Raw genomic sequence first — 20031 nt, 5'->3', positions numbered from 1 at the left:
CGAACGGATGCGGCGCCATCGCAAAGGGGCCGCGCTCCCATTCTCGCCTCATCGATCTGCACGCTTCTTCCATCTGATCGCACCAGAGAGACCGTCCGCCATGGAACTCGGCATCGACAGCTTCGCCGTCACCCTTCCCGATCCGGAAACGGGCCGGTCCCTTCCGGCGGCCGAGCGCATGGCGCGTCTGCTCGCGGAAGTGGAGGTGGCCGACCGGGCCGGGCTCGACGTCTTCGGTATCGGTGAGCACCACCGCGCCGAATTCCTCGATGCGGCTCCGGCCGTCATCCTCGCGGCCGCGGCGGCACGCACGAGCCGGATCCGATTGACAAGCGCCGTCACGGTGTTGAGCGCGGCCGACCCGGTCCGCGTCTTTCAGGAGTTCGCTACCCTCGACCTGATCGCCAAGGGCCGGGCGGAGATCGTGGTCGGGCGCGGCTCCTTCGGCGAGGCCTACCCACTCTTCGGGTTCGCCGCCGAGGATTACGACGCCCTCTTCGCGGAGAAGCTCGACCTGCTTCTAACGCTGCGCGAGCGGACCCATATCACCTGGCGCGGCCGGTTCCGCCCGCCGCTCACCGGCCAAGGCGTCTATCCGCGTCCGCACCAGGAGACGCTTCCGATCTGGATCGGTGTGGGTGGAACACCGGCCTCCTTCGCGCGCGCCGGCACCCTCGGCCTGCCGCTGATGGTCGCCATCATCGGCGGTAGCTTCCAACGCTTTCGCCCCCTGGTCGACCTTTACCGCGAAGCCGGCCGCCAGGCGGGCCATGCACCGGAAAGACTCAAGGTCGGGGTGCATGCCGTCGGTTTCGTCGCCGACACCGACGGGGCCGCGCAGGAGGCGTTCTATCCCGGCTGGGCTCAGCTGTTCGGGAAGATCGGGGCGGAACGGGGATGGCCGAACACGAATCAGCGTGAGCAATTCGAAGCCATGTGCGGCCCCTACGGCGCCTACCTGATCGGAGCGCCGGACACGGTTGCGGCGAAGGTGGTGACGGCCAGCGCCGCGCTCGGTGGCATATCCCGTCTGACCTTCCAGATGAGTTCGGCGATGCAGGAGCCGGATGCCATGCAGCGATCCATCTCATTGCTCGGCACCGAGGTGATACCGCGGGTGAAAGCGTTGTTGCCGGCCTCGTGACGGCGCCCTGCCCCAGGCGCAGGGGCCCGTTCTTGGAACGACACCGTTCATGCCGGCACGTGGGTGGGCACCGTCCCGAGGCCGAGATAGAACGTCTTGATGTCGTCGCGCCCACGAAGTTCGGCGGCGGTGCCGGTGAGGACGCTGCGTCCATTCTCCAGCACGACCGCCCGGTCCGCATGGCGCAGCGCGACGGTGACGTTCTGCTCGGCGACCAGGATCGTCAGTCCCTCGTCGCGGTTGAGGCGCTCGAGGGTGCGAAAGATCTCGGCCACCACCTGCGGAGCGAGGCCCATGGAGGGTTCGTCGAGGACGAGCAGGCGCGGACGACCCATCAGGGCACGCCCGATCGCCACCATCTGTTGTTCTCCGCCGGAGATCAGCCCGGCCAGAATCCGGCGCTTCTGCAGCAGGCGCGGGAAGATCGCGTAGATCCGCGCGAGGTCGGACCGGATGGCGGATCGGTTCGAGCCGCGCCCGAGCCCACCGGTGACGAGGTTCTCCTCCACGCTGAGCCCACGGAAGCAGTGGCGGCCTTCGAGCACCCCGACGAGGCCCGCCCGCACCAGGGCGTCGGTGGGTGTCCGGGACACGTCCTGTCCGTCATAGACGACGCGGCCCGCCGTCACCTGCCCGCGTTCGGCCGGCAGGAGGTTCGAGACCGCCTTGAGGACGGTGGTCTTGCCGGCGCCGTTGGAGCCCACGAGGGCGACTATCTCGCCCGCCGCGACGGCGAGGTCGACTCCCGAGAGGGCGCGGACGGCGCCGCCATAGCGGGCCTCCAGCGCCTCGACGCGTAGCAGCGGCGTGCCGGTCACGGAGTGGCCGCCGCGGCGTGGGTCGCATTCTCCTCGGCGGCACAGTTGCGCGGCGTGATGCCGTGCTCCTTGGCGTAGGTCGCCGACGAGGCCTCGATGATCGGGCGCAGGGTCGCCCAGTCGGGGGCGATCCAGTCGGAGACCACCTTCCATTTCGCCCCGTCCCATTGCTGGAAGGTGACGCGGCCATCGCCTTCGTGATTGGCGCAGGTGACGTTGATGGAATGGAACAGGCCCTTGGCGCCCAAAGCCGCGACCCGGGCTTCGTCGAGACGCAGGTGCTCGAAGCCCCAGCGGACCTCGTCTCCGGTGAGCGTCCGCTTGCCGGACTTCGCTTGCGCCGCCCGCACCGCCTCGACGTTGAGGATGCCGTTCACGATGCCGAGGTTGTGGTAGACGCTGCCGATGCGCTTCTTGTCGGCGAGATTGCCGGTATTGCCGTCGTAGACGGTCTTGATGATGTCCTTCAGCACCGGATATTCGGCGCCCGACGCCTGCGTGGTGATGGCGACGTAGCCCTTGGCGGCCTCTCCTGCCGGGATCACGTCCTCCTCCGAGTTGGACCAGACGTTGCCGACGATGCGGTTGGCGGGAAAGCCCGTCTTCTGGGCGGTCTTCAACGCCACCGGGTTCATCACGCCCCAACCGCGCAGGACCACGTAATCCGGCTTGAGGCGGCGGATGGTCAGCCATTGCGATTGCTGCTCGTTGCCGGGATGCGGCACCTCGATCTGCTCGACCGTGAAGCCGTGCTTCTTGGCGAGGAGCTCATAGATCGGGATCGTCTCCTTGCCGTACGGCGAGCCATGATAGAGCACCGCGATGGTCTTGCCCTTGAGCTTGTCGAGTCCACCCTCGCGGCTCCCGAGATATTCGACGATGCCGGATGTCTCGCTGTAGGGGTTGAGGAGGAGCGGGAAGACGTAGGGGAAGACCCGGCCATCGGTGGAATCGGTGCGGCCGTGATTGATCGTGATCAGCGGCACCTTGTCCTTGGTGATCCGGTCGACCATCGCATAGGCGATTCCCACAGAGAGCGGGTTCCAGGCTGCGATGCCGGGACGGGATTTGAGCCGCTCATAGACCTCGACGCCGCGCTCGACCTCGTACTGGGTCTCGCCCTCGCTCCAGGTCAGCTTGACCCCGTTCACGCCGCCGTCGCGGGTGTTGATCAGGTTCAGGTAATCGATGAAGCCACCGAAGAACCCGGTGCCGCCGGCCGCATAGGGCCCGACCCGGTAACTCTGCAGGGGGAAATGCTGTTCGTCGGCACCGGCCGAACCGGTAAGCGCGACGAGGGCGGTCCCGGCGACGAGCACGGAACGCAGGGCGGTTCTGAATGCGGGCATGGGAAGTCCCTTAGTTCACTGGTCTCAGGAGTTTGAACGGTCAGGCCGAGGGGCGTAGGCGGCGCACGGCGCGGTCGAGGAGCGCACTGAGCCCGGCGGGTTCGCGGATCAGGAAGGCGACGATCAGGATTCCGAGGACGATGCGCTGACACATCTCCAGCGTGCCGGAATCGAACCCGTCGCCGAGTAAGGCTGCGCCGAACCGTGACAACAGCAACGGCAGGACGACGATTAGCCCCGCGCCCAGGAAGGCGCCGCGCAGGGTGCCGAGGCCGCCGATGATGACGATGAACAGGATCTGGAAGGAGCGGTCGAGGTTGAACCCTGCCGGCTCCACCGTGCGCAGGTAGGCGAAGGCCCAGAGCACACCCGCTACGCCGATGATGAAGGAGGACAGCCCGAAAGCGAGGAGCTTGGTGCGCGCCACCTTCACGCCGATGACGCGGGCGGCGGTCTCGTTGTCACGCACGGCGACGAAGTTGCGTCCGGTGGGCGAGGTGACCAGGCGCCAGGCCAGGACCGTCAGCAGCGTCACCACGGTGAGCGAGAACAGGTAGCGGCCACGGGCATCCTCGAAGGACAGGCCGCCGACGACCAGCGGCGGCGCGCTGATGACTCCGGATGGGCTGTCGTTGGAGAGCCAGCTGAAGCGGTTCAGCACCCAGGCCACGAAGAACTGCACCGCCAGCGTCGAGACGGCGAGGTAGAAGCCGCGCAGCCGCAGGGCGGGCAAACCGGCTACCAGCCCCGCCAGGGCGGCGACGAGCCCGGCCAGCACGATGGTCGCCGGCAGCGGCAGGAAGGGCAGCCGCAGCGACAGGTTGAAGGCGGCATAGGCTCCCACCGCCATGAAGGCAGAGGATCCGAGTGAGAGCTGGCCGGCATAGCCGGTGAGCAGGTTGAGTCCGAGGGCCGCCAGCGACAGGGCCAGGAACGGCGTCAGGATCGCCTCGTAGAGGTAGCTGCTGCCGACGAGCGGAACGATCCCATAGGCGATCGTCAGAAGAAGAACGACGCCGATGCCCTTGGCGGATAGGCGCGGCAAGGACTTGTCCCGCGGAGTAGAGGTGGCGGCCATGGCGCTCAGACCCGCTCGACGCTGCGCATGCCGAACAGCCCCGAGGGTTTCAGCAACAGGAAGCCCAAAGCCGCGACATAGGCGATCCAGCCCTCGATGCCGCTGCCGATGACCGGCCCGAGATAGACTTCCGACAGCTTCTCCACCGCGCCGACGATGAGGCCGGCGACGATGGCGCCGAGGATCGAATCGAAACCGCCGAGCACGAGGACCGGCAGGGCCTTCAGCACCACCAGGGAGAGCGAGAATTGCACGCCGAGGCGCGCTCCCCAGAGTAGTCCAGCCACCAGGGCGACGATGCCCGACACGATCCAGACCGCGGCCCAGATCCGGGGCAGACGCAGGCCGGTGTTCAGAGCCGCCAGCGGATCGTCCGCCACCGCACGGAAGGCGAGGCCGGTGCGGGTGTAGCGGAAGAACAGGCTCAGCACGGCTACCATCAGCCCGGCGACGGCTGCGGCGAACAGGTCGAAGCGGCTGACGAGGATGCCGGCGAGGTCGATCGGCGTATCGTCGATGCCGAGATCGAGCCCGTGTACCTGCGTGCCCCAGACGAGCTGGGCGGCTCCCTCGATGACGTAGGCGACGCCGAGCGTCGCCATGAAGAGAGTGATCGGCGGCTGGTTGACCAGGGGCCGCAGGACGGCGCGTTCGATGGCGAGCCCGAGGAGGGCCATGACCGCCAGGGTCGCGGCAAAGGCGCCGATGAAGGGCACGCCCCGTTCCGTAAGGCTGACGAAGGTCAGTGCCGCGAACAGCAGCATCGCGCCTTGCGCGAAGTTGAGCACGCCGGAGGTCTTGTAGATCAGCACGAAGCCGATCGCGACCAGCGCATACATGACGCCGGACAACAGACCGCCGACCAGCACCTCGACGAAGAAAGCGAGATCGGGATTCATGCGCCGGCCTCGAAGGCGAGGCCGAGATAGGCGGCGATGACGGCGGGATCGGCCTGGACCTCGGCCGGCGTACCGGAGGCGATGCGCCGCCCGTGATCGAGGACGGTGACGCGATCCGATAGGCCCATCACCACGCCGGCATCGTGCTCGATCAGTACGATGGTGGTGCCGGTGGAGTCCCGCGTGGCGCGAATATCACCGCTCATCCGCTGTTTCTCGGTGGCCGTCATGCCGGCCATGGGCTCGTCGAGCAGCAGGAGGCGCGGTCTGGCTACCAGGGCGCGGGCGAGCTCGACCCGCTTCTGCACACCATAGGGGAGCGTGCCGACGAGCCGGTCGCGTATGTCGGCGAGGTCGAGCGCGGCGATGACGGCCTCGGCCCGCTCCCGGTGCTCGCACGCTTCGCGTCGCGCATGGGGAAGTCCGAGGACCTGCGCACCAAGCCCGGCGGACTGGCTGTCGACCAGCCCGATCGTCACCGTATCGAGGACGGTGAGACCCCGGAACAGCGCCAGGTTCTGGAAGGTGCGGGCCACACCGAGGCGGGCGAGGTGCCGCGTCGGCACGCGGGAAAAGCGGTCGTCGCCGATCCGGATCGCTCCGGAATCCGGCGCGTAAAGCCCGCTGATCGCGTTGATCAGGGAGGATTTACCGGCTCCGTTCGGGCCGATGACCGCATGGATCTCCCCCTCCCCGACCGACAGATCCACGGCATCGAGCGCCACGGTCCCACCGAACCCGAGCGACACGCCTTCGACTACAAGGAAGGGAGCACCCTCCTCGACGATCCTGGGATGGAGCCGTTGGCGGGAAGCGGGAAGGCTCACGGATCGTGGCCGATCGACGAGATGCGGCCGGACAGCAACATTCATGATGAGAGAAGCGTTTCCGGGGGGGGCGAGGTAATGTATTCACGTCAATGAATCGAGATCATGACGCGATAAAGCCAGTCTCATGGGATGGATGATACCCTTGACGGATCATCGATAGGCCCAGCTTCATCTATAAATCTAAATCTGTCAAAAGGATAAGGAGCTATATTTCTGGCGCTTTTACCTCATTCGTTCCATGCGAGCCGTGATCGGGAGATTGGTTCTGCTCAGGCTATCCGTGCGCTCTCTTATTTTTGGAGCGCCTGTCGGCACCGCGCCGGTTGATCAGGGGGCGCGATCGATAGACGATCCGAGCACAAAGCGGATTCTTGATGTTGCGCGTGGCCATCCGGCCTCAGGAGTTCGGTATTCCCCACCGAACTCCTGGAGCCTGACGGCCGGTGTCCCAAATGGTGTCAGGCGGACGCCGCGATCCTGGCGGCAAAATCGCGATAGGACTGCAACGGACGACCCAGAAGTGCCGTGAGGCGATCGATGTCGCCGGTCTCCGGCCGCATCCCGATGTCGAGAAAGCATTCGCACATCAGGCGCATGTCGAAGGCCATCCAGCTCGGCGCGTGCTGCTGCCGCAGGTTCTGCTCGAAGGCGCCGGTGTCGTCACCGCCATACGCGACCGGGCGGCCCAGGATTTTGGACCAGATGGCGGCGACGTCCGCACCGGTCAGCGTCTCGGGACCGACGAGATTGATCCGGTCGAAGGGGAGCGGTGTGCTGGACCGCTCGCGGCGGATGAGTTCGAGGGCGGCGATCTCGCCGATATCGGCCGCATCGATCATCGCGAGGCCCTTGGCCCCGATCGGCATCGGGTAGACGCCGTAGCCGAGCACGACGTCCTTGATCAGGGCATCGTTGTTCATGAAGTAGGCCGGGCGCAGGATCGTGGCGTTGAAGCCCATTCCCTCGATCATCCGCTCGACGCCGAACTTGCCCGCGAAATGCGGCACGTTCACGTAGAGGTCGCTATGGATCACCGACAGGTAGACGAGCCGCTCGATCCCGGCCTCGCGGGCGAGGTTGAGGGCGATCAGGGCCTGGGTGAATTCGTCCGGCACCACGGCGTTCAGCAGGAACAGGGTGGAGATTCCCGACAGGGCGTTCCGCAAGGTGTCGACATCGAGCAGGTCGCCCTGGACCACGGCCACACCCGCGGGAAGCTCCGCTTTTACGGGGTCGCGGACGAGTGCGCGGACATCGGCGCCACGCTGGACGAGGTGGTTGATGACGTGGCGGCCGACGGTGCCGGTCGCGCCGGTGACGAGGATGGTCATGGGGTTCACTCCAAGGTTGGTTCAAACGACACCCGGAGAATGATGGGCCCACTCGTGGATCGATAGACCGTCTGTTAGGATGGTCCGTCTCACAGGTGGGACGATGGACCTCCTCGCCCTCGCCGATTTCAACCTCGTCGCCCGGCACGGGGGTTTCGGCCGGGCTGCCCGCGCTTCTGGACGCCCGAAGGCGACCCTGTCCCGCCGGGTCGGGGAGCTGGAGGCCAGCCTCGCCCTGCGCCTGTTCGAACGGGGCGCGCGCAGCCTGAAGCTGACGGAGGAAGGCCGCGCCCTTCACGAGCGGACGCGGGTGCTGCTCACCGAACTCGACGAAGCGGCGTCGGCCATCGCCACGGGCGGAGACAGGCCCCGCGGACGCTTGCGCATCAGCGCGCCCGTGCTGTTCTCACAGACCGCGATGGGCCGGCTCGCGGTCGATTTCGGGTTGAAATATCCCGACATCCGGCTGGAGATCACCACGGAGGACCGGGCCGTCGACATGGTGGAGGAGGGCTACGACCTGGCGATCCGGGTCAACCCGGAGCCGGACGAGACTCTGGTCGGCCGTATCTTCTTGCGGGACCGGCTGGTGGTCGTGGCGAGCCCGGGCCTGGACCGGCCGGGAGAAGGGGCAACCGTGCCCGGTGTCATCCGCGGACCGATCGGAGGTCCGCTGACCTGGGACATGCGATCGCCCGGCGGTAAGTCCAGCGTCACCGTCGATCCGGTGCTCGGCCTGTCATCGCTCATGATGGTCCGCGATGCGGTCCGCGCCGGGCTCGGCGCCGGACGCCTGCCGATCTCGCTCGTCAGCCGCGATCTGGCGGCCGGCAGGATGGTTCTCTGGGGCGATCTCGACCGGCCGGAGATCGCCCTCTGGACGCTCTACCCGTCGCGGCGGCTGCTGAGCGCACGTGTCTCCGCCTTCCTCGTCCATCTGAAGGAGGCCTTCCCGATGGGGACCGCCGATGAGCTCGCGGCGCATATCGATGGATAGCAGCGAGGCCCCTGCCCCGGCGACGGAGCCCGACGGTCTGTCATCCGGCGCCCATGCCGAATGCTTCAGCGGATGAGCGCTTCGGCGATCTTCTCAGGCTCGACCGGCGCTTCGATCCTGACCACATCCGCGAAGCGTGCCGGTAAGCCGGCTCGCTCGCAGTCACGGCGCAACGCATCGACCCGGGCATACTCGTCCTCGACCACGAGGATCACGCGGCTTGCCCAGGGGCTCGATTCCATCGTCACCCCAGATCTTGTGCCTGGGCATGATCGATGAGTGGCAAATCGATGGTGCAGTGCAGGTCCGTCGAGGAGAGGTCGTAGGTGGTGCGTGCCTGCATGACGTAGGGCAATGCCCGCTCGATCAATTCGCGGCCGTAGCCGCCGGCCTTCGCGATCGGACCCTCTTCCTCCAGCACATGTTCGAGCCCGGTCTCCCGCCACTCCAACACGAGGCGCTCGCCTTCCTCGCCCGCATAGGTCCGCCACGTCACCTCCAGGCGGCCCGCCTCGGTGGTGAGCGCCCCGTATTTGCGGGCATTCGTGGCGAGTTCGTGCAAGGCCAGCGCGAAGATTTCCACCGTGCGCTTGCGCAGGCGTACCTTCGGACCCGACAACAGGACGCGCTCGGGCATGTTGGCGGCGCCGAGGGCGTCGAGCTCCGCACGGAGCACCGCGTCCATGGTGATCGGCTCGTTATCCGCGCGGGATAGAACGCCTTGTACACGTGAGAGCGCGGACAGCCGGTTCGTGAAGGCCACCTCGAAATCCTCGAGCGTCTCGCTGGAGCGCAGCGTCTGTCCAGCGATCGACCGGACCACGCCGAGCAGGTTCCGGGTGCGGTGCTGCAATTCGGCGACCATGACCTTCTGGCGTTCCTGGTAGGTGCGCAGGTCGTCCACATCGGTGGAGGTGCCGAGCCACTCGACGATCCTCCCCCTTTCGTCATGGACCGGGGTCGCGCGCGTCTGGAACCAGGAATAACGGTCCTCCGCCGCATTGCGGATCCGGTAATTGACCACGAGCGTGCCCAAACGCTCCGCCTCCTCCCAGCGCGCGAGGGTCTCATCACGGTCGTCAGGGTGGAGAGCGGCGATCCAGCCGTGACCGAGGCTGTCCGCCTCGGACTGCCCCGTATAGGCGCCCCATTGCGGGCTGGCCCAGGTCCATTGGCCGCCATCGACCGCCCGCCAGACCAGCTGTGGGACGCCCTCGATCAACGCGCGCTGGCGGGCCTCGCTCTCACGCAGCGCATCCTCGGCGCGTTTGCGCGTGGTGACATCCGTCGCCGAGCCGAACCATTCGATGATGTTGCCGTCGCCGTCGAAGACCGGGATGGCCCGCGAATGCGTCCATCCCACAGTGCCGTCGAGACGTCGGACCCGGTGCTCCAGGTCGAAGGAACGCTTCGCGGCGTTGGCCGCCTCGATCTCGGCACGGACCTGCGCCTGATCTTCTTCCGGGATGTACCGGGTGACCCAGCTCTGGTCGGGATCGTCAGTATCGGACAGGAACCCTCCCCCGGAGAGTTCGTGCATCATGTCCCAGGCCGGACTCATCCGGTAGAGCACCTGCGAACTGGCCTGGACGAGCGCCCGCAACTGCTGTTCCGAGCGGCTCTGTGCCGCCTCGGCTTTGCGACGCGCGGTAATGTCGACGAAGGTCATGACGGTGCCGTCGATGCGATCCTCCACGGTGCGGTAGGGTCTGAGCCGCATCATGAACCATTGCCCGGCCCGGCTGCGGACCTCGTTCTCCACCGGCACGAGGTCCTGCAGCACCCGACTGGTGTCCGCCTCGATCCCGTCATACTCCAGACGGTGCGTGAAATCGGTGATCGTACGGCCGATATCGGCTTTCGTGATGTTGAAGAGTTCCGCGATCGGTGGCGTGAACATCTTGATGCGCAGGTTGGCATCGAGGAACAAAGTGCCGATTTCCGTCGCGTAGGTGAGATTTTGCAAGTCGCTATGCGCCACCGAGATGCTGGCCAGCTTGCTCTTCATCTCGGCATTGACGGTGTGAAGCTCCTCGTTGATCGATTGCAGCTCCTCTTTCGAGGTCTCGAGCTCCTCTGCCGTCGAGCGATACTCCTCGTTGATCGATTGCAGCTCCTCGTTGGTGGCACGAAGATCCTGGATCGACGCTTCGTGCCCGCTGCGGCTGGCGATCAGGGCTTCCTGGGCAGCCCTCAACTCGGCATGAAGGCGGCGAACCTCGTCGGGCTGGGTGTCGGTTGCGGCCTCTGACGTGTCGTCGCCGCGCACGCGGCCGCCATCCAGGAAGAACACGAGCGCGCGCGTCCCCATATGCGCCTCGCTGGGAACGGGAACGACGTGCATGGCGATCCTGCGCCGCTCGCTGTCGAACGCGACCACGGTCGGATGGGTGAGCGTCGGTTCCTTCTGGTCGAGGGCGCGGGTCAGCGCCAGCCTGAGATCGAGCCGCAGCTCCGGCCGCACCACCGTGGGGAGTTGGTTGGAGACCGGCCCGGCCGAGTGGAGGAGGAAGCGCCCCGCATTCGCCGAGAGGTGCAGGATGTGCTGAACGTCATCCACGAGCACGCTCGCGGGCGCGCTCTGTTCCAGAGCGGACAGGTGCAGCGTGGCCGACCTGTCCCCATTCTCGTTGCGCGCGGGCGCAGCGTGATCCGGGGGCATGAACCGTTCGGGCACGGCGAATTGCGGCAGGATCGGCAGTGTGCGGGCCGCATTCGGCCGGGAGCAGTAGATGCGCGCTTCCCGGTCGAGGGGGGCGAACTGGTCCGTTGCCGCGTCCACGGTCTCGGCCGACCCCAAGAACAGGTAGCGTCCCGGCTTGAGGCCGTAATGGAAGATCGCGCAGAGCTGCTGCTGCAGGCTGCGCTCGAGGTAGATCAAAAGGTTGCGGCAGGTGATGAGATCGAGCCGCATGAAGGGCGGCTCCTTGATGACGCTGTGCGTGGCGAACATGACGCTGTCGCGCAGCTCCTTGCGCACACGGTAATGCGAGCCTTCGTCGACGAAGAACTGAGTGAGGCGCTCATTGGAGACGTCGGCCTCGATCGAGCGCGGGTAGCGCCCCTCCCGCGCGATCCCGAGCGCGGTATCATCGAGATCCGTGGCGAAGATCTGGATCTGCGGATGGAGCTTCCGCCGCGCAGCCTCCTCATGCAGCAGGATCGCGAGGCTGTACGCCTCCTCTCCAGTGGCACAACCCACGACCCAGGCGCGGAGGTTCTCCCCCTTTTCGGGCCCGAGATCGTCGAAGAGCGGTCGGATCGTCTGGTGCCTCAAGGCCTCGAAAGCCTGCGGGTCGCGGAAGAATTGCGTCACCGAGATCAGAAGATCGGTGAAGAGTTCTTTCGCCTCCTCGGGAGTGGCCAGAAGGTGATTGGCATAGTCCGCGAGCGTATCCGTGCGGCAGACTTGCATGCGTCGGATCACGCGCCGCATCACGGTGGCCCGCTTGTAGCCTGAGAAATCGTGGCCCAGGCGGGCGCGAAGGAACGCCACGATGCGCCGAAGCTCGTTGGCGCTGGCGTCCATGTCGAGAGAGCGGACGGCCTCCTTGCTATGGGCCAACTCCACCACGCGCTCGGCCAGGCGGGCCAGCGGCGCGACGAAATCGGCCGTCCCCGTGGAGATGGCGTTCTGCGGCATGGAGGCGAAGCTGGCTTCCGCCGGCTCCTGCACCATGACGACGCCCCCGCCCTCCCTGATGGCCTGGATACCCACCGATCCATCGGCGCCGGCGCCCGACAGGATGATGGCGATGCCGTCGCCACGGGCGGCGGCGACGGAGCGGAAGAACATGTCGATGGGCGATCGCCGGCCGCGCGGCTCGCTGAACTCCCGTGCCGTGACGCTGTCGCCATCGATGACGAGTTCGCGATCGGGCGGGATCACGTAGACGCAATTGGGCTTGAGGGTCGGCCTGTCCTGGATCTGGTTGACGGGCATCCGGGTGCAGCCCGACAGGATGTCGGCGAGCATGCTCGGGTGGTCGGGTGCGAGGTGAAGAATGACGACGTAGGCGAGGCCGAGATCCGGCGGGAGTTGCCGGAACAGGCCCTGCAGCGCCGCGATGCCGCCCGCCGAGGCGCCGATGGCGCAAACGGGTACGAATTTCGGAGAGGGAAATGCGTGAGATTCGGGGTCGTACATGTGGCCCTATCCGTGGCGGCTGACCGATCTCTTAGCGAGAACTCGGGCAGATACCCAACGGTCGAGTCCGCTTCTGTTTTCCCCACACCGGTGAAAAACCGGCTCGCCGGCTCGTCCTGCACCGCGTCGGGTCGTCCACGTTGGGGCGTCCACGGGCTCGAACCCTTGCGAGGAGGGAGCCTCGACGGAACCGAGGACCCGCTATCCGGCCGGAGCCCATGAGCACATGGGCCGGATGATCTTCGATGATCAGGGCGGACGTGGCTCGCAGGCAGGGGCGAGCGGGGCCAAAGCAGGCCCGGCGGCGAAGGATCGTGAGAGCACCATATCGCCCCCGGTCTACGGACCGGCGGGCCTCGCGGCGAGAACCCTGCTCTCAGCGAGGAAGGCGTCCGCGTCTGCGGACGGAAGGCGGGTCGACCGATACCGGACCGTCGAGGCGCGTTGCGTCGGCGCTTCGCCGACGCCGAAATCCTATGCGGCGGACCGCTCGCCGAGATGCAGATAGTCCGCATCGAATTCGGCAAGACGCTTCAGGCGCGGCCAGTCGAGGATCCTCAGGGTCCGGCCCTTGAGCTCGATCAGCCCGCGCCGTCGAAGCTCCTGTAGCGAACGGTTGACGTGGACGGTGGTCATTCCCGTCGTATCAGCGAGCTGGTTCTGTGTGACGGGCAGGTCGCAGCTTTGGTTGGTTCCGACACCCGCGGCCTGAAAGCGGGTGATCAGTTCGCAGAACAGATGGGCGATCCGCTCCAGCGCCGTTCGCTGACCGACATTGACCAGCCACTCGTGCAGGGTCGCCTCATCCACGAGACTTGCCATCCGCAAGGCCCGCGCGATGGCCGGATGATGCTCCATGAGATCCTTCACGACAGTCACCGGGATCCGCACCACCTCGCAGGCGGAGAGCGTGGCGAGGGTGTGATCCATGCGGTTCATGAGCGCCACATCGAGATCGCAGGTGTCGCCGGGCACGAGATAGGCGGTGATCTGGCGGGCGCCGCTGGAGCGCTGCTTGTAGCGGCAGGCGATCCCACTCATCACGAGATGGACGCCATCCGGTGGGTCGCCCGCCCGGACGAAATCGGTATGCGGCGCGATGGGGCGAGGATTGGCGCTGATCCGCTCCAGGATCTCCCGGTCGGCCTGGGAGAGCGTCACGAATCCCTCCAGCTTGCGGATGAAGGGGTTGCTCCGGCCCTCGACCGGTTGAAGCCTCCGAATAGGCGTCACGACCTCGGCGCTCATGGGTGGGGGCGCTTTGGTGAGGCTGTCCAGCAGCGCGATGATATCGTTGGGCAGAGCCGGTTTGGTCAGCCAGGGCAGGTTCTGGAAGTCCGAGGCACGAGGCTCGTCCTGCTGGAAACCCGAATGGACGAGGATGGGAATTCTGCGTTGGCGCAATTCGCGGCCCAATACGGTGCAGAAGCCGTCCCTAAGCTTGACGTCCACCACCGCGAGGGCGGGACTGGCCAGGTCGATGGCGGCCAGTGCCTCGGGCGTCGTCGCGAATGGCCCCAGCACGCGGTAGCCCGCCCCCATCAGAGCGTCGCTGAGGTCCTCCGCTATGAGAAAATCCGGTTCGGCTAGGAGCACCGTCGGTTGTCGGGCTGCAAGGTCCATGTCCGGGCTCCAAAAATGAAGGCCACCTGTCATCTGACGGGCAAAATCGTATACCCAGGTTTAAACATGATCTGAATTGACAGTAAACAAAACAAAGCGTCCGGTGCGGTATCGAACTTACGTCGGATACGCTGGTCAGCTTCGGTTAATCTATGACAGTTTGCCAAATGTTATTGAGATCATCTGTTGTCCGTGCCATGACTTAGCGATCGCCTGCAACGATGTCCGAGCGTAGGCGGCTAAGAGACGCCGAGCTCTTGCTCCGACGAGGAGGCAAGGGCCCATGGCTCACATCCAGCAATCTGCCGTGCGCAATCGCCTGCTGAAGGTCATGACCGGTGAGGATTTCGCCCGGCTCCAGCCTCATCTGGAACCCGTTGACTTGCTGGTCGATCAGACGCTGATCGAAGCCAATATCCGAACCGAGTACCTGTACTTCCTGGAGAGCGGTCTCGGTTCGATTACGGCCGACGGTACCAACGGCCGGGTCGAGATCGGGATCATCGGCCGAGAGGGCGTGATCGGCGCGTCGCATGTGCTGCTCGGCTCGGACCGTGTCCCCTACCGGCACTTCGTGCAGATGGCGGGTCACGCCTTGTCGATCCGCGCCGGGATCGTCAGCGCGGCGGTGGACGAGAGCCCGACCCTCCGCAAGCTGCTCCTCCGCTACGTTCTGACCGAGATGATCCAAGTCCGGCAGACGGCGATCGTCAACGCCACCTTTGAGATCGAGGTGCGCCTCGCACGCTGGCTGCTCATGTGCCACGATCGTGCAGAAGGCGATGAACTGCTGCTCAAGCACGAGTTCCTGTCGATGATGCTGGGCGTGCGGCGCTCAGGCGTCACCCTGGCCATGCAGCAGCTCGAAGGGGCCGGTCGTATCCGAGCTCGGCGCGGGCGCATCACCGTGCTGGATCGGGAGCTCTTGGAGGAGATGGCCAATGGCAGCTACGGCACGCCCGAGGCCGAATATGCCCGCCTGATCGAAGGCGCCTGACATGCCCCGGTACTTCTTCAACCTTCGCTATGGTGCGGGCCTCGGCAAGCTGGCAGTCGATCCGGAGGGAGATGAACTGGCCGATCTGGACGCCGCGCGCCAGCATGCGTTGCAATGTGCCCGCGAGCTGGTCGCTGGATCTCGCTCGTTTGCCGTGCGGGATTGGTTCGCCTGCTCCTTCGAGGTCGAGGACGCGAATGCGCGCCGCGTGCTGACCGTGCCGTTCAGCGACATCGTTCCGGAGGACGATGACGAAGATTGAACGGCGCCGTCCCCAGGATGCCCTGAGGTAACCCCTTGGGCTCCGCCGGTCACTGCATCGTGGCGTGCCGCGCCTCCGGTTCCATCAGGCGACGCCAGCGTCCCGGAGTCGTGCCCTGGTTTTTTGCGAAGGCGCGGGTGAAGTGGCTTTGATCGGCGAAGCCGCAGGCCAGGGCGATGTCGGCGAGCGTCCGATCCTTCCTCCGCATCATGACCTTGGCGCGGGCGATGCGCTCCCCCGTCAACCAGGAATGGGGCGCGATGCCGGTGGATTGGCGAAAGGCGCGCGCGAAGTGGCTGACGGACAGACCACAGGATTCCGAGACCGCCCGGAGGTCGATGGCCTGGGCGAGATCGGCACGGATCCGGTCCTGAGCGCGACGAAGCTGCCAGGGAGCTAGGCCGCCGCGAACGGTCTCGGGCGCGGGTTTGAGCCGCGTATAGGTTCCCAGGAGATGGGCCGCCACCGCATGGGTCAACTGGCGGCGGATGGCCCCGGCCCAGCGATCGTCCCGATCCAGGGTTTCTCCGACACTGACGGCGAGATGATACAAGGCGGGGTCCGCCAGCACCATTCCGTAGACCGGTAGGAATTCCTCGACGGGATCGGCGTCGTGGATGTTCAGATCCTCGGCCACCTGCGTCAGGATCTGGCGATCGAGCCCGATCTGGAGGGTTCGCGCCGGAGCCCGCAACAGGCAGGGCTGACGCAGGTCATGAAGGATCGCCTCGCCTGCGCGCAGCTGCATCTGTGGCTGACCATCCGCACGGTCCAGGAGCGCGACGTGGTTCCATGGCGTCGGTGGCTCGTCGAGCCGGATCTGGAGAACGAGCGCATCGACCCGGTCGATCCGGACCGCGCTTCCGACGCCGTCCCCGGACATCAGCACGATGCCCCCCTCGGACCAGTCGCCGAGCCGGATTCTCGATGGGCCAACCGGATCGCATGGAGTTCGCTCGAAACGAAAATGCTGCCTTGCGCGAGGGCGGGCGGATGCCGGGGCCGGGCGCGCGAGAGCTTGCTTTGCCGGTTCGTGGACAGGCGTCACGTGCATGTCTGTTTCCCCATTCACCATGGAGATCACTTAAATCGCTGAGGCCGCTCTCGTATTTCGCCGAATTGCCGTGGACTTCGCATATCCTGCTGTCCGGATTGCGAGGGGTTATGAATAATGCTGCCTATACTCGCCGGGTGTCCGACCGACAGCGCGCTTGAATGCCGTGTTGAACGAGCCCTGACTGGAAAACCCGGAGGACAGGGCGACGTCGATCAGGGATATTTTACGCTCGATCAGTAATCGGCGTGCGTGCTTCAGTCTTTCTTCGCTGACGAAGGCATAAGGCGTTTTCCCGGTGACGCGCTTGAACATGCGGGTGAAGTGGAAGGGGCTGAGGCAAGCCACGGCGGCGATCTCGGCCACGGACAGGTCCCGTTCGAGATTGTCGCGGATGAAGGCGACGGCGCGGTTGATCCGGTCCGGGGATGCGGCGTCCGTGGCGGGGCGCGCTCGCGTTTCCGGTCGGTCGTGACCGTAGGCCTGCGCGATCCGGGCCGTCAGGGCGAGGGCGGCAGCCTCGACCATCATGCGGCCCGCCGAGCTTTCCCGGATCAGTTCCTGATGGATCGACAGGCCGATCTGGACGAGCAACGGATCCTCGACGCCGGCGAGATAGCGCACGGCATCGGCACGGATGCGCGCGTCGCCATACAGGGCGGCGAGATGGTCGAAACGCTCCGCCGGCAGATAGATGTGGAGGATCTCGTCCAGGGGCGCCGAGATGTTGATGTCGTCCTCCCCGACCCCGACGGGACAGAGCCAGATCGTTCCGCTCTCCACCGGCGTCCGCTGCCGGATCCCGGCGCCCTTGCGGCTGACATGAGCATCGGGGCTGCGCCGGACCGCCAGCGTGATCTCCATCTGGGTCGGGACGATGGCGGGCAGGTCGCCGGCCGGATGAGACCGCAACTCCGCGGCGACGCCGTTCCATTGCCGACCCGCCGAGGAGGCGAAGAGACCCGCTTTCGGGAACTTGTGTGCGCCGTGACGGTGAAAATCCATGCCGGCAACGTGCAAGCCGCGCGCGAACTCGGCTATTATACAGGTGTATCGGATACCAGACGAGCAGTGCCCGACATCGCGGCGAAGCCAGGCGGACGAGCGAATGCGGCAGGTCTTCTCGCGGTGGCCGAGCCGGGCGTCCGCCTCGCCCCGAGCGGATCGACCGACCTCGGGAGACCCCCCCGCCTGGATGCGAGCCGGTCCGGCCCGTCGCCGGAAGCTGCACCCCACCGGGTTCGGCTTTGCCGCCGGAGTGACGCTCCCGCCCGTCATCCTGGCGGGGCTCGCCGGTTGGGCGGCCGGGGCGGCGTCCACGATGGCGTCCTTCGTCATCGGAGCGGGCGGGGCGCTGGCGCTTACGGTCGCAATGTTGAGCATCGCGCGAATGCGAGCCACGTCCGAACGCAGTGAGGCGCGCTTCGCTGCCATCTTCGAGCGGGCCGGGATTTCGATGTGGCGCGAGGATTGGACGGAGGCGGCCCGGGCGGTCATGGAACTGCGCCATGCGGGCGTGACCGATATCGAGTGCTATTACGCCAGCCGTCCGGACGAACTCCGCGCTTTGTGTGCCAAGGTGATCGTCACGGACGTGAACGCCTTCACCCTCGAGGAGACGGGGGCCACTGACAAGAGCGCCTATCTCGGCCCGCTCGATCGACTGCTGCCCTCGACAGACCAGACCTTCGTCCAGTGGCTCGTCGCGTTCGGCCGCGGCGATCGGTTCTTCCGCTCGGAAGCGCATGTGGTCCGGGCCGATGGAAGCGAGGGGGACACGCTCTTCACCGCGATGCTGCCGCAGGATCTCGACGGGTTCGCCGAGATCATCGTCACCTCCCTCGATGTCACGGCGTTCAAGCAGGCGCAGGCGAACGTCGCCGTGGCCGATAGCGAGCTCGCACGAGCATCGCGGATCACCACGGTGGGAGCTTTGAGCGCGTCGATCGCCCACGAGGTCAATTCCCCGCTCGCGGTGATCGTCGCCAATGCCGAAGCCGCCCTGCGCTGGTTGAAACGGCCCCAGCCGGATGTCGAGGCGGCGTCCGCAGCCCTCGACGACGTGGTCGGCGCCGCGATCCGCGCCCGAGACGTGATCTCCCGCACACGATCCTATCTCGGCAACGCGCCCCGCCTGTTCACCCCCGTCGATCCGCTACAGGCGGCGCGGGACGCCAATCTGCTGATCGAGCGCGAGATCCGTGTCCACGGCACGACGGTCCACATTGCCGCCGACGGCGAGATCCCGCTCATCGCGGCCGATCCGATCCAGATCCAGCAGGTCTTCGTGAACCTGCTCCTCAATGCGGCGCAGGCGATGACGGACAGCGCCGGACGCCGGGATATCCTGGTCGCCATCCGCCGCGAGGCCGCCTTCGTCGCCGTCACCGTCAGCGATACGGGCCCCGGCATCGCGCAGGAGCGGCGCGCGCGGATCTTCGAGCCGTTTCATTCGACCAAAGCGAATGGCATGGGCATGGGCCTCGCGATCTGCCGCAACCTCATCGATGCCCATGGGGGCGACATCCGTGTCGATGCCGCGCCGGGTGGAGGCGCCGCGTTCCACATCACGCTCCCCATCTCCGATGCGTGATCCTTTCCCTGACGGTGAGGTGGTCGCCCTGGGATTGCGGTATGGCGCACGATAATAAGGGGTCGGTGCGAAGCTTGCAGTCGAGGCGCTACGCAATTCGTGTATGAGACGAGCGTATTCGCGCCCGCGAGACCAATGCCCGAAGCGACCATTCATATCGTCGACGATGACCCTGTGCTGCGTGAAGCGCTGGTCCGCCTCTGTATGTCCGATGGGCTGGCAGCGGTCGGTCACGCGGATTCGAGCGGATTGTCGGGCTCGCTCCTGCGCCAATCACCCGAATGCATCCTGCTCGACGTGCGGCTCGCCGAACAGAGCGGACTGGCCGTCCAGGAAATGCTGCGCGCGGACGGCAATACGGTGCCGATCATCTTCCTGACCGGCTATGGCACGATCCCCATGTCGGTCCGTGCCATGCGGGGCGGCGCCGTCGAGTTCCTGACCAAGCCCTTTATTGCGGACGTGCTGCTCGCCGCGATCCGCAAGGCGCTCGAGGCCGATGCCGCCGCCCTCGCCGATCGGCGCGCACAGGGCGAACTCGCAGCCAGGTTCTCCACGCTGACCCCACGGGAAAACGACGTGATGCGATGCGCCATCGGGGGGCTGATGAACAAGCAGATCGCCGCCGATCTCGGCATCACGGAGATCACCGCCAAGGTTCACAAGAGGCGGGTCATGGAGAAGATGCAGGCCCGGTCCCTCGCCGACCTCGTCCGCATGGCGGATCAACTCGGCATCGTGGCCACGCGCCAGCGTTGAGCGGCCGAAGGGTCGAGCCGCCATGGCGGTGAACACCGTTCTGCCGGAGCCGGCGCAAGCCGAAACCTTCGTATGAGACGGTTTAACCAACGCATCGATCGGATGATCTGCCGTATAATATTCAGATTGCTTGGACGGATTAAGATCTGG

Annotated in this window: 17 protein-coding genes; 6 read left to right on the top strand and 11 right to left on the bottom strand. The window is 66.1% G+C overall.

Annotation, left to right across the window (positions count from 1 at the left end; genetic code table 11):
- The first annotated feature begins 100 nt into the window (after positions 1-100).
- On the top strand, positions 101-1144 hold the full coding sequence (locus tag ACYQR9_RS14770) for an LLM class flavin-dependent oxidoreductase (RefSeq protein ID WP_461226939.1): 1044 nt from the start codon (positions 101-103) through the stop codon (positions 1142-1144).
- A 47-nt stretch (positions 1145-1191) separates the two neighbouring features.
- On the opposite strand, the gene ACYQR9_RS14765 is transcribed toward ACYQR9_RS14770, so the two are convergent.
- The 6 genes from ACYQR9_RS14765 to ACYQR9_RS14740 all read right to left on the bottom strand — a co-directional run bounded on the left by ACYQR9_RS14765 (position 1192) and on the right by ACYQR9_RS14740 (position 7449).
- Positions 1192-1962, bottom strand: coding sequence for an ABC transporter ATP-binding protein (locus tag ACYQR9_RS14765; protein ID WP_461226937.1), 771 nt, complete (start codon positions 1960-1962; stop codon positions 1192-1194).
- Entirely contained in the window at positions 1959-3311 is a 1353-nt protein-coding gene (locus ACYQR9_RS14760; protein ID WP_461226935.1) for an ABC transporter substrate-binding protein, read from the bottom strand. The genes ACYQR9_RS14765 and ACYQR9_RS14760 overlap by 4 nt, the downstream gene beginning before the upstream one ends.
- 40 nt (positions 3312-3351) lie before the next feature.
- On the bottom strand, positions 3352-4389 hold the full coding sequence (locus ACYQR9_RS14755; RefSeq protein WP_461226933.1) for a branched-chain amino acid ABC transporter permease: 1038 nt from the start codon (positions 4387-4389) through the stop codon (positions 3352-3354).
- A gap of 5 nt (positions 4390-4394) precedes the next feature.
- Positions 4395-5288, bottom strand: a complete 894-nt coding sequence (locus ACYQR9_RS14750) for a branched-chain amino acid ABC transporter permease (protein WP_461226931.1) — start codon at positions 5286-5288, stop codon at positions 4395-4397.
- Positions 5285-6160 (bottom strand): ABC transporter ATP-binding protein, encoded by an 876-nt coding sequence (locus ACYQR9_RS14745; protein ID WP_461226929.1) that lies wholly within the window; start codon positions 6158-6160, stop codon positions 5285-5287. Before ACYQR9_RS14745 ends, ACYQR9_RS14750 begins: the two co-directional genes overlap by 4 nt.
- A 416-nt stretch (positions 6161-6576) precedes the next feature.
- Complete coding sequence (locus tag ACYQR9_RS14740) at positions 6577-7449, bottom strand: SDR family oxidoreductase (protein WP_461226928.1); 873 nt, start codon at positions 7447-7449, stop codon at positions 6577-6579.
- Between the two features lie 103 nt (positions 7450-7552).
- On the opposite strand from ACYQR9_RS14740, the gene ACYQR9_RS14735 reads away from it, so the two are divergent.
- Positions 7553-8446, top strand: a complete 894-nt coding sequence (locus ACYQR9_RS14735; protein ID WP_461229812.1) for a LysR family transcriptional regulator — start codon at positions 7553-7555, stop codon at positions 8444-8446.
- 65 nt (positions 8447-8511) lie between these two features.
- On the opposite strand, the gene ACYQR9_RS14730 is transcribed toward ACYQR9_RS14735, so the two are convergent.
- The 3 genes from ACYQR9_RS14730 to ACYQR9_RS14720 all read right to left on the bottom strand — a co-directional run bounded on the left by ACYQR9_RS14730 (position 8512) and on the right by ACYQR9_RS14720 (position 14216).
- Positions 8512-8688 (bottom strand): hypothetical protein, encoded by a 177-nt coding sequence (locus ACYQR9_RS14730; RefSeq protein ID WP_461223969.1) that lies wholly within the window; start codon positions 8686-8688, stop codon positions 8512-8514.
- Positions 8689-8690: 2 nt separating this feature from the next.
- Entirely contained in the window at positions 8691-12593 is a 3903-nt protein-coding gene (locus ACYQR9_RS14725) for a chemotaxis protein CheB (protein ID WP_461226926.1), read from the bottom strand.
- Positions 12594-13067: 474 nt separating this feature from the next.
- Positions 13068-14216, bottom strand: coding sequence for a helix-turn-helix domain-containing protein (locus tag ACYQR9_RS14720; RefSeq protein WP_311275557.1), 1149 nt, complete (start codon positions 14214-14216; stop codon positions 13068-13070).
- A 283-nt stretch (positions 14217-14499) separates the two neighbouring features.
- Here ACYQR9_RS14720 and ACYQR9_RS14715 point away from each other — a divergent pair, with 283 nt between their 5' ends.
- Together ACYQR9_RS14715 and ACYQR9_RS14710 are read left to right on the top strand one after the other, a co-directional pair.
- Entirely contained in the window at positions 14500-15213 is a 714-nt protein-coding gene (locus ACYQR9_RS14715; protein ID WP_207413718.1) for a Crp/Fnr family transcriptional regulator, read from the top strand.
- Between the two features lies 1 nt (position 15214).
- Complete coding sequence (locus ACYQR9_RS14710; RefSeq protein WP_056426362.1) at positions 15215-15475, top strand: DUF6894 family protein; 261 nt, start codon at positions 15215-15217, stop codon at positions 15473-15475.
- Positions 15476-15524: 49 nt separating this feature from the next.
- On the opposite strand, the gene ACYQR9_RS14705 is transcribed toward ACYQR9_RS14710, so the two are convergent.
- Complete coding sequence (locus ACYQR9_RS14705) at positions 15525-16358, bottom strand: helix-turn-helix domain-containing protein (protein WP_461229811.1); 834 nt, start codon at positions 16356-16358, stop codon at positions 15525-15527.
- Positions 16359-16637: 279 nt separating this feature from the next.
- The gene (locus ACYQR9_RS14700) at positions 16638-17534 is read right to left on the bottom strand and encodes a helix-turn-helix domain-containing protein (protein WP_461226924.1); all 897 of its coding nucleotides are present in this window, start codon (positions 17532-17534) and stop codon (positions 16638-16640) included.
- Positions 17535-17724: 190 nt separating this feature from the next.
- Here ACYQR9_RS14700 and ACYQR9_RS14695 point away from each other — a divergent pair, with 190 nt between their 5' ends.
- Positions 17725-19122 (top strand): sensor histidine kinase, encoded by a 1398-nt coding sequence (locus ACYQR9_RS14695; RefSeq protein WP_461226922.1) that lies wholly within the window; start codon positions 17725-17727, stop codon positions 19120-19122.
- A 135-nt stretch (positions 19123-19257) separates the two neighbouring features.
- Positions 19258-19881: a response regulator transcription factor gene (locus ACYQR9_RS14690; RefSeq protein ID WP_461226920.1), complete on the top strand. Its 624-nt coding sequence runs from the start codon at positions 19258-19260 to the stop codon at positions 19879-19881.
- Positions 19882-20031: the final 150 nt, after the last annotated feature.

Source organism: Methylobacterium sp. CM6241 (assembly GCF_054817845.1).
The sequence above is the reverse complement of the archived record's forward strand: the minus strand, read 5'-3'. Positions and strand labels throughout refer to the sequence as shown.

Bases quoted from the DNA above. Each gene is read 5' to 3' on its own strand.
- ACYQR9_RS14770 (WP_461226939.1), top strand. From the start codon at position 101: ATGGAACTCGGCATCGACAGCTTCGCCGTCACCCTTCCCGATCCGGAA.
- ACYQR9_RS14760 (WP_461226935.1), bottom strand. From the start codon at position 3,311: ATGCCCGCATTCAGAACCGCCCTGCGTTCCGTGCTCGTCGCCGGGACC.
- ACYQR9_RS14755 (WP_461226933.1), bottom strand. From the start codon at position 4,389: ATGGCCGCCACCTCTACTCCGCGGGACAAGTCCTTGCCGCGCCTATCC.
- ACYQR9_RS14750 (WP_461226931.1), bottom strand. From the start codon at position 5,288: ATGAATCCCGATCTCGCTTTCTTCGTCGAGGTGCTGGTCGGCGGTCTG.
- ACYQR9_RS14745 (WP_461226929.1), bottom strand. From the start codon at position 6,160: ATGAATGTTGCTGTCCGGCCGCATCTCGTCGATCGGCCACGATCCGTG.
- ACYQR9_RS14740 (WP_461226928.1), bottom strand. From the start codon at position 7,449: ATGACCATCCTCGTCACCGGCGCGACCGGCACCGTCGGCCGCCACGTC.
- ACYQR9_RS14735 (WP_461229812.1), top strand. From the start codon at position 7,553: ATGGACCTCCTCGCCCTCGCCGATTTCAACCTCGTCGCCCGGCACGGG.
- ACYQR9_RS14730 (WP_461223969.1), bottom strand. From the start codon at position 8,688: ATGGAATCGAGCCCCTGGGCAAGCCGCGTGATCCTCGTGGTCGAGGAC.
- ACYQR9_RS14725 (WP_461226926.1), bottom strand. From the start codon at position 12,593: ATGTACGACCCCGAATCTCACGCATTTCCCTCTCCGAAATTCGTACCC.
- ACYQR9_RS14720 (WP_311275557.1), bottom strand. From the start codon at position 14,216: ATGGACCTTGCAGCCCGACAACCGACGGTGCTCCTAGCCGAACCGGAT.
- ACYQR9_RS14715 (WP_207413718.1), top strand. From the start codon at position 14,500: ATGGCTCACATCCAGCAATCTGCCGTGCGCAATCGCCTGCTGAAGGTC.
- ACYQR9_RS14710 (WP_056426362.1), top strand. From the start codon at position 15,215: ATGCCCCGGTACTTCTTCAACCTTCGCTATGGTGCGGGCCTCGGCAAG.
- ACYQR9_RS14705 (WP_461229811.1), bottom strand. From the start codon at position 16,358: ATGTCCGGGGACGGCGTCGGAAGCGCGGTCCGGATCGACCGGGTCGAT.
- ACYQR9_RS14700 (WP_461226924.1), bottom strand. From the start codon at position 17,534: ATGGATTTTCACCGTCACGGCGCACACAAGTTCCCGAAAGCGGGTCTC.
- ACYQR9_RS14695 (WP_461226922.1), top strand. From the start codon at position 17,725: ATGCGAGCCGGTCCGGCCCGTCGCCGGAAGCTGCACCCCACCGGGTTC.
- ACYQR9_RS14690 (WP_461226920.1), top strand. From the start codon at position 19,258: ATGCCCGAAGCGACCATTCATATCGTCGACGATGACCCTGTGCTGCGT.